We start from the raw sequence: 14,980 nt of genomic DNA on the forward strand, positions 1-14,980 counted from the left end.
GGCGCCGCGCGACGATGAACGGATATTTGTCTTGAACCTCTTCAGCGATTCACGCCGCGCGCTCGCGTCGTACCAGCGCTCGTGACGGCGAGGCTCCAGGACGCCGGCCTCGCATCCGGCGGGGCTCGGCGCGGCTCACCACGAAGCGTGTCAGGGGGAATCTCTGTCCATGAGAAATAAAAGAAAGATTTTCACGACGTTATGCGCCGGTGTGACGAGCGCGCTCGCGGCCGGCTGTAGCGCCGATCCCGGCGGCGCCAGCGACGAGGGCGTCGGCCACGCCGCGCTCGCGCTGTCGACCGAAGGACAGGTGTGCACCACGATCCAGCGCGGCGCCGGGCCGGCGGGCGTGGCCGACGCCGTGCTCTGGCAAAGCTCGCCCAGCTGGAATGATGGCGCGGGCGTGACGCTCAGCACGGGGACGAGCGCGGGCGGCGGGCTCCGGCGCAGCCTGCTCCGGTTCGATCTCTCCGGCCTGCCCCCGGGCGCCGAGGTCGTGTCGGCGAGCCTGTCGCTGTCGCAGACGTACAAGACGACGGACAGCACGGTCCGCGTCCACCGCGCCACGAGCGCCTGGGAGGAGGCCGCCGTGACCTGGGCGAGCTTCGGCGAGGCGTTCGATCCGGCGATCGCCGCTTCGTTCACCTCCGGCGGCGGCTCCGGCTTCCGCTCGTCCGACGTCACCGAGCTCGCGCGGGCGTGGGCGAGCGGCGAGGCCGCGAATCACGGCGTCCTCCTCGAGGAAGACCCGGTCCAGCGGACCGATTTCCGCAGCAGCGAGAAGTCGGTCGTCGAGGAGCGGCCGAAGCTCGAGCTCTGCTACGTCACGTGCGACGACGGGATCCAGAACGGAAGCGAGAAGGGCGTCGACTGCGGCGGCTCGTGCCCCGCCTGCGGCGGCCAGTCGTTCGAGGGGCCGCCGGGCGGGAGCCCCGTCGATCTCGAAGGGAGCGGCCCGACGTACGCATGGTCGGTCGGGGACATCAACGAGCTGCCCGAGTCCGTCGCGCGGCAGGGCACGCACGAGCCCTGCACGACCAGCGAGGATTGCCAGTTCGATCAATATTGCGAGCACCCCGCGCAGGGCGCGTGCGCCCACGATGCATGCGAGACCGGCGGCCCCCTCCTGACGACCTGCAGCGGCTGCGTCGCGAAGGTCTGCGACGCTCGGCCGAGCTGCTGCATCCAGCCGACGATACCGGCCGACTGTGGACATGACGCCTGCCAGACCGGCACCGCGACCCACATGACCACGACCTGCGGCGACCCGTGCGTCCAAAACATCTGCGCGACAAACCCGCTCTGCTGCGAAATCCACCCCACGAGCTCGGCGGACTGCGCGGCGCTCATCGGACCGGGCAGCATCTTGCTCTCCGGCGGCAGGTGCGATCCGCCCAACTCCGGGATTTGCCCCCCGCCGACCACCCTCTCCGGCGGCGCGTGCGTGCCGCAATGGAGCGCGACGTGCAGGAACCTCGTCGCGACCCAGTGCCCCGGCAAGTCGTGCACGACGCCGACCAACGCGTGGGACGCGACGTGCGTCGCCCTGGCCGAGCCGCTGTGCGGCTCCACCTGCAGCACCGATCCAGACACGCAGCAGGGCCTCTGCAAGCCCTACCTGCCGAGCCAGACGGACCCCGCGTGCAGCGGCGTGGATCTCACCGTCGGCGTGCCCTGCGGCGGGACGATCCCGGTCTGCAACCGCGGCAACACGCCGGCGCCCGCGGGCATCGCGATTCACCGCTATCCTGCGGGCGCGGGCCAGCTCCCCTCCTCGGCCCCGAGCCGCGTGCTGAGCTCCTGCAGCCCGACCGGCGGGACCCTCGCCTGCACGACCGCGCAGCCGATCGCCCCGGGCGAGTGCATCAGCGTGGCCGGCTGCACGGGCGTCGCCGACGGCATGGAGCTCATCGTCAACCCGCCGGGCCCGGGGCAGATCGCCGAGTGCCAGTGCGCCAACAACGGAAGCATCTATCAATCGGCCGAGTGCGAGTCGCCAGGCTGCATCGCCACGGCGAGCGCCTCGACGATCAGGCCGGTCACCCTGTTCGTGGCGCTCGATCGGTCCGCCTCCATGACGGCGAGCGGGGCGAGCACCTCCCGATGGACCCCGGCGCGTGACGCGCTCAGGGCGTTCTTCGAGGATCCGGCGTCGGCGGGGCTCGGCGTCGCGCTCCGGTTCTGGCCGCACGACAACCCCGGGCCGTGCAACGACGTCGGCGGCACCTGCCCGGCCTACGCCGTCGGCGGGTGCTCCCTGCCGATCGTCCCCTTCGATGGCACGGCGGCCCGGAGGCTGAGCGCGGACCCCGCGCCGATGGATCAGCAGGAGCTCGCGCTCGTCAACGCGCTCTACCCCGGCCCCGGCGTCAACGGCGATACCCCCATGTACCCGGCGCTCGACGGCGCGACGACCTGGGCGATCAACTACAAGAACGCCCACCCCGAGGAGGAGGTCGCGGTCGTTCTCGTGACCGACGGCGTCCCGTCGAACTGCGACACCGTCCCGAACCACATCGCCGACCTCGCGCGCAATGCCTTCGAAAACCACGGCGTCCGCGTGCACGCGGTGGGCTTCGGCAACTCGAACGCGGAGATCATCAACCTCATCGCGACGCGCGGCGGCGGGCGGGCGTTCAACCTCACCGCCGGCACGGGGCTGGCGACGACCCTCCGCGACGCGCTCGTCTCGATCCGCGGCGAAACGCTCCCCTGCGACGTGGCGGTCCCGCTCGCCGGCGTCGCGGATCCCGCCTCGGTGTCGGTCGTCCACGTGAACAGCGCCGGCACCGAGACCGTGCTCACGCCCCGGGCCGACCTCGCCAGCTGCGGCCAGGGCTGGTACTTCGCCGACGCGACGAACACGAGCGTCAAGCTCTGCCCGCAGACGTGCACCGCCCTCCGCGACGGCCCGGGCAAGGTCCGCGCGGTCGTCCCGTGCGCGGCCGAGGCCCTCACGCCCATCACCACGAGCTGGGAGCGCTACCACGGCGTCTGCCCGCCGGGGACCAAGGCCCGGTGGGAGTACCTCACGTACCGGACCGTCACCCCGGAGGACTCGAGCGTCGAGCTCTTCGTGCGCGCGGCCGACGACCCCGCCGAGCTCGACGCCGCGACAGTGACGCTCGCCGTGACCGCCCACGCCACGCCCGCCGACACCCAGGTGTGCGACGAGACCTCGACGCCGCCGTGCGCGGTCGAGCTCGCCGGCGCGCTCGGTGGGCCACCGGCGGCGCAGGCGGACTACCTGGAGCTGCAGGTGAAGCTCAATCCGACGAGCGACGGCGCGGGCGGCGTTCAAGTCCAGGGCTGGGAGATCGGCTATTCGTGTCCCGACGCGGAGTGAGCCGCGTCGGACCGCGAGCTCTCCGTGAGACGCTCTCCTCGTCATGCCCTCGCGCCGGAGCCGCGTCCCTCGACCCTCTCCACCGGCATCCCGTGAGCTGACCCCTCCTCGCCCCCCGCATCCCCCTCCCGCGCGCGAGCCGCCTCCGCGCGCATCTACCTCGCGGCCTTCCTGCCTCCCCGCGTCCGCGGCGGCGCCGCCGCCCCGGCGCTCGCGCGCGCCCGCGCCGCCCGGCGCGGCCCGTAAACCGCGCGGAGGTCCGCCGCGATCGCCTCGAGCCGCGCCCGCAGCGCCGCCGGATCGAGCGCCTCGACGCCCCGCCCCAGCCCCACGATCTGCGAGACCGCGATCGACTCCCGCTCGAAGTCGACCGTCACGGTCCTGGTCCCGTCGCGCCCGCGCTTCCCCTGCCCCCACCGCTCGTGCTCGCCGCTCGGCCGGATCCGCCGGAGCGCCGCCTCCCCCTCCTCGGTCACGCGCAAGGTCGCCACGTAGCTCGCCCGGCGCTCCGCGAACCGCTCGCACCACGCCTTCCAGCACGAAGGCAAGTCGAACCCCTCCGGCCGCGCGAACCCCTCGTCGAGGAGCCGCGCCCCCTCGACCCGCGCCCCCCGGAACACGCTCGGCCCCCGCTCCGTCGTCCCGGCCACGAGGTACCAGCGATCGGCCTTGATCACGAGCCCGTACGGATCCACCACCCGCTCGCTCGCCACCCCGTCGAAGTCCCGGTACGCGAGCCACACCTTGCGATCCTGCCAGACCCCCTCCCGCAGGACGTCGAGGTGCGGCACCACCTCCCTCCCCTGGAACCACCCCGACGAATCGACGTGGAGCCGCTGCCGCGCGTGCTCCGCCATCGACCGCTGCACCACCGGCAGCGCCGCCGACAGCTTGATGAGCCCGCTCTGCAGCGCCGCCGACAGCCCGATGTCCGCGAGGGCGCCCGGCGCCGCGACCGCGGAGAGCGCCTGCACCTCGGCCTGCGTCAGCCCCGTCAGGCTCGTCTGCCACCCCTCCAGCAGCGCGATCCCGCCGTTCGGGCCGCGGTTCGCGTAGACGGGCACGCCCGCGGACGACAGCGCGTCGAGGTCCCGGTAGATCGTCCGCGCCGAGACCTGCAGGCGGCGCGCGAGGTCCTCGGCCGTCAGCTGCCGGCTCTTCGCCTGCTGGAGGAGCAAGAGCAAGCTGAGCAGCCGATCCGCGCGCATGACTGACCCTCCGCGGCTCCCGGGCGGCGCCGCTCCCGTCCGACTCCCGTCCGATTCCCGTCCGACCCGGCGATCAGCCTACGCGCAATTCATGACAGAAGGTGTCAGGAATCGTCCGGTAGCGTCCCCGGATGACCGGAGCCGAAGCGCCGCGCGCCCCCGCCCGGCGCCGCCGCGCGCTCCGGCGCTCAAGGAGGAGACAGCGTATGAGACCGCTTGAAGGACAGGTCGCCCTCGTGGCCGGCGCCACGCGCGGCGCGGGGCGCGCCATCGCGTGCTCGCTCGGCGAGGCCGGCGCGACGGTCTACTGCACCGGCCGCAGCGTCCGCGGCCGGCCCGCCACGGGGCAGCGCCCCGAGACCATCGAGGAGACCGCCGAGCGCGTGAGCGCGGCCGGAGGGCGCGGCGTCGCCGCGCAGGTCGACCACACCGTCGAGGAGCAGGTCGAGGCGCTCTGCGCCCGGATCCGGCGCGAGCAAGGGCGGCTCGATGTCCTGGTCAACGACGTCTGGGGCGGCGACGAGCTCACCGAGTTCGGCCAGCCGTTCTGGAAGCTCTCCCTGACCAAGGGGAAGCTCCTGCTCGAGCGGGCCGTCACCTCGCACATCATCACGAGCCGCCACGCGGCGCCGCTCATGCTCGAGCGCGACCGCGGCCTCATCGTCGAGGTCACCGACGGCGACAGCTTCGGCTACCGGGGCAACCTCTTCTACGACCTCGCGAAGATGTCGGTCATCCGCCTCGCCTTCGCCATGGCCTGGGAGCTGCGCCGCCACCCCGCCATGACGGCGCTCGCGATCACCCCCGGCTTCCTGCGCTCGGAGGCGATGCTCGACGGCTTCGGCGTGACCGAGGAGAACTGGCGGGACGCGACCGCCAAGGACCCGCACTTCATCGAGTCGGAGACCCCGTTCTACGTGGGCCGCGCCATCGCGGCGCTCGCCGCCGATCCGAACGTCGCGGCGAAGTCCGGCCGCGTCTTCAGCTCGTGGGATCTCGCCAGGGAGTACGGCTTCACCGACGTCGACGGCCGGACGCCCCACTGGGGCGAGTACTTCGCGAAGACGTTCGGCGAGTGCAAGAAGGCCGACGAGGCCGCCTATGCATGGTGGTTCAACGGCCCGATGGACCTCGCGTGCCCCGACTGGCCCAAGGAGTGACCGAGCCGGTGGACCCGGGCGCACGGCCGCCGCGGCCTCTTCCGGGTGGCCGCGCGTCAGTGCGCGTACGGCTCGCCGCGCAGCAGCGTCATCGCGCGGTAGAGCTGCTCGACCAGCACGAGCCGGGCGAGGCGATGCGGGAACGTGAGCGACGACAGGCTCCACCGATCGTCGGCCGCGGCGGACACGTCGGCCGGCAGCCCGTCCGCCCCGCCGATCAGGAACGCGACCACCCCCTTGCCGCGCGAGCCCCACCGCTCGACGCCGGCCGCGAACGCCTCGCTGCCGAGCGGCTTGCCGTTCACCTCCATGGCGATGACGCTGGCCCCCGCCGACGCGCGCGCGAGCAGCGGCCCGACCTTCGCCGGCGGGCCGTCCGGGATCTCGATCTCGTCGCACGCGACGTAGCGGCGGACGCGGCCGAGGTACTCGTCGATCGCCGCGCGCAGCGGCTTGTCCTTCACGCGCCCGACGGCGACGACGATGAGGCGCACGGGCGCTCAGCTCGGATCGAACCGCGGGGCGGGCTGCGCCCCGGGCGGCGGGGCCTCCGCGGGGACCGGGACGCGGCCCGCGTCGATCCAGAGCCCCTCGATGTCGTACAGGCGGCGCGTCTCCTCCTGGAACACGTGCACCACCACGTCGCCGAAATCGATCAGCACCCACGTCGCCGCGGCGAGGCCCTCCATCGACAGCGGCGCGAGCTTCTGCTTGCGCACCGCCTCCTCCAGGCCCGTCGCGATCGCGTGGACGTGCCGGTCGGAGCGGCCGGTCATGATCACGAGGTAGTCCGCGTAGTCGACGCGCCCCACGACCTCGAGGATCTCGACGCCGATCGCCTTCTTGTCGAGCCCGGCCGCCGCCAGCGCCAGCGCGAGCTCGCGCGCCGACGCCGACGGCTCGGGCGCCGGCGGCGGCGCGCTCCGCCGCGCGGCGGCGCGCTTCGGGCCGGCGAGCGGCGACTTGCTCCGCGCCGGCGACCGCCCCGCGAGCGGCAGCATCGCCTTGGCCGAGCCCTCGCCGCCGCCCCGCGCAGGCCGCGGCGCGTCGCCCTCGTCCCGCGCCGGACGCCGCGCCCGCGCCGCCGGACGATCCGCCGGGATCGGCCGCTCCGGGCGGTCCAGCGGCTCGACCGCGTCGCCCCCGCCGAGCGCGCGGCGCGCCGTCTTCTTCGCGCCGGCCTCGCCGACGCCCGCGTGCGAGGCCCGGATCCGCGGCGACGCCGGCCGCTTCGGCTTCGCCGCGGACGACGCCCGCCCGGCCGCGCCCGCCTTGGCCGTGCTCGCCTTCTTCCGCGCCGGAAGGCGGGGCTCCGCGCTGTCGCCCGCCTTCGATCCCGACTTCGCCCGCGGCTTGCTGCTCCCTCCGCCTGCGTCCTTCTTCGTCGCCAACGTTCTCTCGCTTTCTCTTGCGCCCCAGAGGTCGCCGGGCGCCCCTCGTCTCGCCCGCGTCAGCGGGTCTGGCCCTCGCCGTATGCGATCCACTTGAGCGCCGTCAGGCTCGCGAGCCCCATCGGGCCGTAGGCGTGGAGCTTCGTCGTGGAGATGCCGATCTCGGCGCCGAGGCCGAGCTCGCCGCCGTCGTTGAACCGGGGCGACGCGTTCACGAGCACGCAGCTCGCGTCGACCTCGCGCACGAACCGCTGCGCGTGATCGTAGCGCGGCGTGCAGATGACCTCGGTGTGCAGCGACCCGTAGCGGCCGATGTGCTCGAGCGCCTCGTCGAGCGACTTCACGACCCGCACCGCGAGGATGGGCGCGAGGAACTCCCGGCCGTAGTCGTCCTCCGAGGCCCTGCGCGCCGACGGCACGAGCGCGCAGGTGGCCTCGTCGCCGCGCAGCTCGAGCCCGCGCTCGGCGAGGGCGGCGACGCGCGCGAGCAGCGGGGCGGCGACGCTCTCGTGCACGAGCAGGCACTCGAGCGCGTTGCAGACGCCGGGGCGCTGGAGCTTGCCGTTGTCGACGAGGCGGAGGGCCATGTCGACGTCGCACCCCGCGTCGGCGTAGAGGTGGTTCACGCCCTTGTAGTGCTGGATCACGGGGACGCGCGCGTTCTCGGCCACGAACCGGATGAGCCCCTCGCCGCCGCGCGGGATGGCCAGATCGATGAGGCCGGTCATGCCGAGCAGGAGGCGCGTGGCCTCGCGGTCGAGCGAGGGGACGATCTGCACCGCGTCCGCCGGGAGCCCGACCGAGCGCACCGCGTCCGAGAGCAGCGCGCCGAGCGCCGCGTTCGAGCGCGCCGCCTCCTTGCCGCCGCGGAGGATCGCGGCGTTGCCGCTCTTCAGGCAGAGCACCGCGGCGTCGACCGTCACGTTGGGGCGCGACTCGTAGATCATCGCGATCACGCCGAGCGGGACGCGCACCTGCCCGACGAGGAGCCCGTTCGGCCGCCGCTCCATCCCGACGACCTGCCCGACCGGGTCGCCCGCGGCGGCGACCTCGAGCACCGCGCCGGCGATCGACGCGAGCCGCGCCTCGTCGAGCACGAGCCGGTCGACGAGCGCCTCGGAGACGCCCGCGGCGCGCGCCGCGGCCACGTCCTCGGCGTTCGCGGCCAGCACGGCGGAGCGCTTGCCCTCGCCGGCCTCGGCGCGCAGCCGCTCGGCGATGGCGCGCAGCGCGCGGTCCTTCTGGGCCCGGTCCAGGGGGGCGAGGGCCCGGGCGGCCGCCCGGGCGCGCAGGCAGAGGGCGCGCAGCGTGCCCTCGAGATCGACGTTGCTCTGTTCCACAGCGGGAACCTAGCTCGCCTCCCTGCGCGGGCCAACCGTTCTCCTGCGCCTCCGTGCTAGCGTACCGGCCGTGTCCGGCGATCTCCGAAGCTCGAGCCAGGCGTCCTTCGCACCCCGCTCCCGCCCGGCCCGCCCTGCGCGGCGGGCGGCGCTCCTCGCGGGGGCGCTCCTCGCGGCGCTCGCGCCCGCGGCGTGCGGGGGCGCGGACGCCGCCGAGGACGCGCCCGCCCCGCCGAGCACGGGCATCCCGCGCGCGGCGCCGAACGCGCGCGGGGCGCCGCTCGAGGCGCCGCCGGCGCCCTCCGTCCCCTCCTCGCCGTTCGCCGATCCCGAGGAGCTCCAGATACCGCCCGATCCGTTCGGTCCTCCCGAGTTGCCGCCGCATCCCGTTCCTTCCGGGAACGCCGGGGGGAGCGGCAGCGGAGTCGAGCTATGACACGCCCTCGCCACGCCTCTCAGGTCGCCGCGGTCGCCGCGGTCCTCGCCGCGCTCCTCGCCGCGGCGTGCTCCTCTTCCTCCCCGAAGCCGCTCCCGGCCGGTCCACCGCCCGAGTACGAGCGCCCGCGCGCGTACGACGGTGGCCCGGGCGACGCGCCCGCGGCGCCGGCCTCGCCGGACGCGCCCGCGGCGCCGGCCTCGCCGGACGAGCCGGCGCCGACGCCGGGCGCGCCGCTGCTCGCCCCGTCGCCGGGCGCGCCGCCGACGGGCGCGCCGCCGACGGGCGCGCCGCCGGCCCCCACGCCGCCGCCGCCGCCCACGCAGCCGTGACACCAGCGCGGCCGTGACGCCCGCGCACCCGTGACGCCAGCGCACCCGTGACGCCCGCGCGGCGAGCGCCTCGCCTGCGCCCCGGCCCGTCCGACGCTGGCGGATCCAGCCCCGCCATGCTAGCGGCAGCCATGCTCTCACCCCGTCGGGACTTCGTCGTCATCCTCGATTTCGGCTCTCAATACACGCAGCTCATCGCCCGGCGCGTGCGCGAGTCGGGCGTCTACTGCGAGATCCACCGCTTCGACGTGCCGATCGCCGAGCTGCGCCGGCTCGCCCCGCGCGCGCTCATCCTCTCCGGCGGCCCCGCCAGCGTGTACGGGGACAACGCGCCGCACTGCTCCCGCGAGGTGCTGGAGCTCGGCGTCCCGACGCTGGGCATCTGCTACGGCCTCCAGCTCATGGCGCACCACCTCGGCGGCAAGGTCGAGCGCGCGCAGACGGGGGGCGAGTACGGCCCCGCCACCGTGCGGATCGATCGCCCGACCGGCATCTTCTCCCGCTTCGCCGAGGGCGACTCCATCGACGTCTGGATGAGCCACGGCGATCGCCTCACGGCGATGCCGGAGGGGTTCGTCGCGCTCGGCACCACGGCCGGCAGCCCGCTCTGCGCCGTCGCCCGCGAGCGCGACAAGCTCTACGGCCTGCAGTTCCACCCCGAGGTCGTCCACACCCCGCGCGGCAAGGAGATCCTCCAGGCGTTCCTCTTCGACGTCGCCGGCCTCTCCCCGACGTGGACGCCCGCGTCGTTCGTGGAGGAGGCGATCGCCGCGGTCCGCGAGAAGGCCGGCCCGCACGACCGCGTCATCCTGGGCCTCTCGGGCGGCGTCGACTCCTCGGTCGCCGCGGTCCTCTGCCAGCGCGCCCTCGGCGACCGGCTGACGTGCATCTTCGTCGACAACGGCCTCCTGCGCGAGGGCGAGGCCGAGGCCGTCGAGCGGACGTTCCGCGGCCACTTCCACATGAACCTCGACGCGGTCGACGCCTCGGCGCGCTTCCTCGAGGGGCTGCGCGGCGTCGTGGATCCCGAGCAGAAGCGCAAGGTGATCGGCCGCCTCTTCATCGAGGTGTTCGAGGAGGAGGCGAAGCGCGTCGAGGGCGCGAAGTGGCTCGTCCAGGGCACGCTCTACCCCGACGTGATCGAGAGCGTCTCGTTCAAGGGGCCGAGCGCCGTCATCAAGAGCCACCACAACGTCGGCGGCCTGCCCGAGCGGATGAACCTCGGCCTCATCGAGCCGCTGCGGGAGCTCTTCAAGGACGAGGTGCGCGCCGCCGGCGAGGCGCTCGGCATGCCGCGGGAGATCCTCTACCGCCAGCCGTTCCCCGGCCCGGGGCTCGCGGTGCGGTGCCTCGGCGAGGTGACGCCGGAGAAGCTCCGCGTGCTCAGGGAGGCCGACGCGATCTTCGACCAGGAGATCCGCGCCGCCGGGCTCTACGAGTCGCTCTGGCAGAGCTTCTGCGTGCTCCTCCCGGTCCGCTCGGTGGGCGTGATGGGCGACGAGCGCACCTACGACGAGGCGATCGCGCTCCGCGCGGTGCACTCGACCGACGGCATGACCGCCGACTGGGCGCGGCTGCCTTACGACCTCGTCGCGCGGGTGAGCTCGCGCATCATCAACGAGGTGCGCGGCGTGAACCGCGTGGTGCTCGACGTGTCGTCGAAGCCCCCCTCGACCATCGAGTGGGAGTGACGATGGCCGGCGGCAACGCGAGGCGGCCGCGCGCCGCGCTGGCGCTCCTCCTGCTCGGGCTCTCGTCGTGCGTCGCGCGGACCCCGGCCACGGTCTCGCTGCGGATGAAGGGGAACGTGCCCGACGCGTCGGTCACGATCGACGACCAGTACATCGGCGCGCTCGCCTACGTCGCCGCCCGCGGCGTCGCGCTGCCGCCCGGCGCGCACCGCATCACCGTGGAGAAGGCCGGCTACTTCGCCTGGGATCGCCTCGTCGAGGCGAAGAGCGGCGACCCGCCGCTCCATCTTCAGGTGCAGCTCACGCCCGTGCCGGACTGACGCCTCGCCGGGCGGACGCCGCTCGGTCCATCGCGCCGCCGTCGCCTCGTCACCGCGTCGCAGGCGCGCGACGGCGCAGGACGAAATCATCTCCAGGCGCTCTCCGTAATCCAGGGAGATGGATGCGCACAGCGCGCGTTCGTCCTCAACCTCAAGCTTACGGTGGACAGGAACATGCCGAATCGGAGCCGTCCGAAGGCGCTGTCGCGCGCGCCTTCCACGCAGAACATGGCCCGGCGCGCCCGCCGGCGCGCCACCCTCGAGGTGTGCGGTCCCGGGAGTCGTCGCCCGGGAGGCCGCCTGTTTCATGCACTGTGTGATCTCGCCGATCGCTTCCTGCAGCGCCGGGGGGATCCGCGGGTGACGCAGCTCGGCACGGTGCTCTTCTACGTCGCCTTCCACGGCGCTCGAGCGGCCGAGGACGAGGACTTCCGCCTCTCTCTCCGGACCTCCCTGGACATGCTCGTCGAGCTCGAGCCGCTCGAGCGCTGGCAGCGCCCGCTCCCGGCGCCCGATCCGCCCGCCGGCCGGCCGGCGCCCCGCCCCTACCCCACCTACACAGGCGCGGATTTCCCGCAGGTGTGGGGGGCCGGATGACGTCGTCCTCGCCGCCTCCCCCGCCGGCGCGCCCGTCGTTCGAGACGGTCTATGCCGTGGGCCTGCCGTTCCTGCACCGCGCGCTCCGCTGGCTCGGCGTCGAGACGAACGATCTCGACGACATGCTCCAGGAGATCTTCCTCGCGGCCCACCGAGCCCTGCCCGGCTACGAGCCGTGGCGTTACCACGGCGCGCCCTCCACCGGGCTCCCCACGGACGGGCCGCCGCCGTTGCGCATCACGCCCGAGGCGGCGCTGCAGCGATGGCTGTTCGGCATCGCGTGGCGGAAGATGAGCCACTATCACGCGCGCGCTCACCGTCGTCGCGAGATCCCGTCCGGGGCCGGCGCGTCCTGGCCGTTCGACGGGCGCGATCCGACGCCGTCGCCGGAGCAATCGCTCGCGAGCGACGACCGCGTCGAGATCGTGACGGCGCTGCTCCGGAAGGTCGCGCCCGAGCGGCGCGTGATCCTCGTGATGTACGAGCTGCTCGGCGTCGCGGTCGCGGACATCGCCCGCGAGCTCGAGCTCAAGGAGAACACGGTCCGCTCCCGCCTGCGCCTCGCCCGCGAGGACTTCCGCGCCGCGGTCGCGCGCCAGTCGTCCGAGCGCCGAAGCGCGCTGCGCGCCCTCACCGCATCGGAGCGCCCCCTCCACGCCGCGGCCGCGTCCATGCTCCGCGCCGCGGCCGTGTTCCCGACCATCCCCGCGGCCGACGCGGGCGCGCTCTGGCTCCGTCTCCAGCACCGGATCGCGATGTGCGAGCGCGCTGCCGACGCGCCCGCGGTCGCCACCACCTCGCCGCGCGGCGGCGAGCGCGAAACCTCGCCGCTGCGCGGCGAGCGCAAAACCTCGCCGCGCAGCGGCGAGCGCAACAAATACGAAGCGGACGACCACACTGACAGCTTGACGCTCCCGCACGTTTGTGTAGTCTCCGCCCCCCTCGCAGAGAAAGTCCTACGATCATGGCCAATACTCCCAAGTGGAATGTCCGTCTGCGTCACGAATGGCTCGCCACCCCGCTCAAGAAGAAGCGCCTGAAGCGCTGCCAGAAGGCGCGGATCGGCCTTCTCGACGCGGAGCAGCGCAAGGCCGCCAAGCAGAAGCCGGCCCCGGTTGAGCAGCCCTCGGGCTGACCATCCGACCACCGTGCGGCGATAACCGGACCGGCCGCGCGAACGCCTCGACATCGCGTACCGATCGCGGTTCGGCAGGTCGGCGCCCCGCGCGGCGCGATCCGTGGTAGCGTCGCCTCGCGGTGTTCGCCCGCGCGTTGGCGACGAATCGTCGGTCCCCGCCTCCGGCGAGGATCGACCCGGATCCATGGGAGCGAGGCCCTGAGCGTGTCGGATTCGAGCTTTTCGCCCGGTCGCTCGGGCAGCCCTGCCGTACCCGCGTCCCGCGCTGCTGGCGGCGCGCCCCCGTCCCCGCCCGAGGAGGGCGAGGGCCCCACCCGCGTCATGAGCGACACGGAGCGGCAGGCCGCTCTGGCCGCCGTCCGTGCCGCGCAGGCCCAGGCCGCGGCAGCGGCAGCCCCGTCGACGACCGCGGAGACGGTCCGTCCGCCTCCTCCCCCGGGGGGGAGCGCGGCGGCGCACGACGTGGCCCCGGTGACGGTCCGGCCGCACAACGTCCCCATGGGACCCGCAGCGGCGGCGCACTACGCGACCGCCGATACGGTCCGTCCACCGCCTCCGCCCGAGGCGGGCGCGCCGGGCGAGCCTCCGGTCGAGGCGGATCCGCTGGTCGGCACCACGGTGGCCGGGGCGTACCGCATCGTCCGCCTCCTCGGAGAAGGCGGCATGGGCCGCGTCTACGAGACGCACCACACCCGCATCCCGGGCAAGCGCTTCGCCCTGAAGACGCTCCACCCCGAGCTCGCCCAGCAGCCCACCATCCTCGCGCGGTTCCAGCGCGAGGCCGAGGCGGCGGCGTCGGTCCGGAACCCGCACATCGTCGAGATCTTCGACGTGAACCGGCTGAGCGACGGCCGGCCGTGCATCATCGCCGAGTACCTGGACGGCCAGGGGCTCGGCGAGCTCCTCGCGGCGTCCGGGGGCCGCCTGCCGGTCGGCACGGCGGTGCGGATCGCCCGCGAGGTCTGCGACGGCATCGCGGCCGCGCACGCCGCGGGCGTCGTGCACCGGGACATCAAGCCGGAGAACATCTTCCTCACGGGCGACCCGGCGTGCCCCACCGTCAAGGTCCTCGATTTCGGCATCTCGAAGACCTCCGCGCCGTCCGCGCTCACGCGGACCGGCATGGTGCTCGGAACGCCGGCCTACATGGCCCCGGAGCAGGCCAAGGGGGACGAGATCGACGCGCGGGCCGACATCTACGCGGTCGGCGCGGTCCTCTACCACGCGCTCACCGGGCAGCGCCCCTTCGAGCGCAGCGACCCGACGGCGATGCTGCTCGCCGTCATGACCGAGGAGCCGCCGGCGCTGCGCACGGTGAACCCGGAGATCCCGCCGGAGCTGGAGCTCATCGTCCAGCGCGCCATGGCGAAGGAGAAGGAGGGCCGCTACGCCTCGATGGCCGAGCTCGCGAGCGCGCTCGCGCCGTTCGAGGAGGCGCCCCTGCCCGCGCAGCCGCCCAGCGCGCGCGCGTCGCTCGGGCGCCCGTCCGTGGCGCTCGGCAGGCCCTACGCGCTCTCGCACACCTTCGGCCTGCCCGGGTCGGCCGCCTCCGAGGCGTACCTGACGCGGCAGATGGTCTTCCTCTCGGCGAGCCTCGGCCTCGGGTGGCTCGGCGCGGGCCTCGTCAGCTGCCTCACCGGCCTCGCGCGCGCGGCGCGGAGCGACAGCGCCGCGCTGTCGGGCCAGGGCGCCACGCTGCTCACGCTCGGGGTCCTGTGCGCCCTGTTCGGCGTCGGGCTGCTCGGCGGCTTCTATGTCTTCCGCCACATCTGGCGGGACGACGCGAGGCTGAGCGCGCTCGCGCCGCGGCTCACGACGCCCGTCGTGCTCGCCCTCGTGGCGTACGGGGTGGCGTCGCTGCTCGTGCGGCTGCTCGAGGCCGTGTTCCTGCAGCGCGCCGTCGGCATCGCATGGCCGCTCTGGGACGCGCTGCTCTTCCTGATCAGCGTGGCCGCCGCGCTCGCGGCCGCGCTGTTCCAGTGGCGAGCCGAGCGGCGATGAGCCCGCGGCCAGGCCGGGTG

The 14,980-nt window shown here is 74.2% G+C and carries 13 protein-coding genes; 9 read left to right on the plus strand and 4 right to left on the minus strand.

Features of this window, described 5'->3' with window-relative positions:
• Positions 1 to 211 precede the first annotated feature (211 nt).
• A complete protein-coding gene (locus NQZ70_RS22835; RefSeq protein WP_129576076.1) occupies positions 212 to 3,346 on the plus strand; it encodes a DNRLRE domain-containing protein in 3,135 nt (1,044 codons plus the stop codon).
• Between the two features lie 155 nt (positions 3,347 to 3,501).
• Here the strand turns inward: NQZ70_RS22835 and NQZ70_RS22840 are convergent, their stop codons facing one another.
• The gene (locus NQZ70_RS22840) at positions 3,502 to 4,554 is read right to left on the minus strand and encodes a YafY family protein (RefSeq protein ID WP_129576077.1); all 1,053 of its coding nucleotides are present in this window, start codon (positions 4,552 to 4,554) and stop codon (positions 3,502 to 3,504) included.
• A 206-nt stretch (positions 4,555 to 4,760) separates the two neighbouring features.
• Between NQZ70_RS22840 and NQZ70_RS22845 the strand changes: the two genes are divergently transcribed.
• Positions 4,761 to 5,714, plus strand: a complete 954-nt coding sequence (locus NQZ70_RS22845; protein ID WP_129576078.1) for an SDR family oxidoreductase — start codon at positions 4,761 to 4,763, stop codon at positions 5,712 to 5,714.
• A gap of 56 nt (positions 5,715 to 5,770) precedes the next feature.
• Here the strand turns inward: NQZ70_RS22845 and NQZ70_RS22850 are convergent, their stop codons facing one another.
• From NQZ70_RS22850 to NQZ70_RS22860, 3 genes are read right to left on the minus strand one after another with little or no spacing between them, the layout of a single operon-like run.
• Positions 5,771 to 6,208, minus strand: a complete 438-nt coding sequence (locus tag NQZ70_RS22850; protein ID WP_129576079.1) for a 23S rRNA (pseudouridine(1915)-N(3))-methyltransferase RlmH — start codon at positions 6,206 to 6,208, stop codon at positions 5,771 to 5,773.
• A 6-nt stretch (positions 6,209 to 6,214) separates the two neighbouring features.
• A complete protein-coding gene (rsfS, locus tag NQZ70_RS22855; protein WP_237245534.1) occupies positions 6,215 to 7,105 on the minus strand; it encodes a ribosome silencing factor in 891 nt (296 codons plus the stop codon).
• Positions 7,106 to 7,164: 59 nt separating this feature from the next.
• Positions 7,165 to 8,445 carry a glutamate-5-semialdehyde dehydrogenase gene (locus tag NQZ70_RS22860; RefSeq protein ID WP_129576080.1) on the minus strand — a complete coding sequence of 427 codons (1,281 nt, stop codon included), beginning with the start codon at positions 8,443 to 8,445 and terminating at the stop codon, positions 7,165 to 7,167.
• A gap of 70 nt (positions 8,446 to 8,515) precedes the next feature.
• Here NQZ70_RS22860 and NQZ70_RS22865 point away from each other — a divergent pair, with 70 nt between their 5' ends.
• The 7 genes from NQZ70_RS22865 to NQZ70_RS22895 all read left to right on the plus strand — a co-directional run bounded on the left by NQZ70_RS22865 (position 8,516) and on the right by NQZ70_RS22895 (position 14,960).
• The gene (locus NQZ70_RS22865; RefSeq protein ID WP_272829014.1) at positions 8,516 to 8,881 is read left to right on the plus strand and encodes a hypothetical protein; all 366 of its coding nucleotides are present in this window, start codon (positions 8,516 to 8,518) and stop codon (positions 8,879 to 8,881) included.
• A complete protein-coding gene (locus NQZ70_RS22870; RefSeq protein ID WP_129576081.1) occupies positions 8,878 to 9,213 on the plus strand; it encodes a hypothetical protein in 336 nt (111 codons plus the stop codon). The genes NQZ70_RS22865 and NQZ70_RS22870 overlap by 4 nt, the downstream gene beginning before the upstream one ends.
• A gap of 116 nt (positions 9,214 to 9,329) precedes the next feature.
• Positions 9,330 to 10,904, plus strand: a complete 1,575-nt coding sequence (gene guaA / locus NQZ70_RS22875; protein ID WP_129576082.1) for a glutamine-hydrolyzing GMP synthase — start codon at positions 9,330 to 9,332, stop codon at positions 10,902 to 10,904.
• Positions 10,905 to 10,906: 2 nt separating this feature from the next.
• Positions 10,907 to 11,224: a PEGA domain-containing protein gene (locus tag NQZ70_RS22880; protein WP_129576083.1), complete on the plus strand. Its 318-nt coding sequence runs from the start codon at positions 10,907 to 10,909 to the stop codon at positions 11,222 to 11,224.
• A 174-nt stretch (positions 11,225 to 11,398) separates the two neighbouring features.
• Entirely contained in the window at positions 11,399 to 11,821 is a 423-nt protein-coding gene (locus tag NQZ70_RS22885; protein WP_129576084.1) for a hypothetical protein, read from the plus strand.
• Positions 11,818 to 12,861, plus strand: coding sequence for an RNA polymerase sigma factor (locus NQZ70_RS22890; RefSeq protein ID WP_129576085.1), 1,044 nt, complete (start codon positions 11,818 to 11,820; stop codon positions 12,859 to 12,861). The genes NQZ70_RS22885 and NQZ70_RS22890 overlap by 4 nt, the downstream gene beginning before the upstream one ends.
• A 419-nt stretch (positions 12,862 to 13,280) precedes the next feature.
• On the plus strand, positions 13,281 to 14,960 hold the full coding sequence (locus NQZ70_RS22895; RefSeq protein WP_129576086.1) for a serine/threonine-protein kinase: 1,680 nt from the start codon (positions 13,281 to 13,283) through the stop codon (positions 14,958 to 14,960).
• Positions 14,961 to 14,980 lie beyond the last annotated feature (20 nt).

Source organism: Sorangium sp. So ce836, assembly GCF_028553905.1.
GTDB classification, from domain to species: domain Bacteria; phylum Myxococcota_A; class Polyangia; order Polyangiales; family Polyangiaceae; genus Sorangium; species Sorangium cellulosum_D.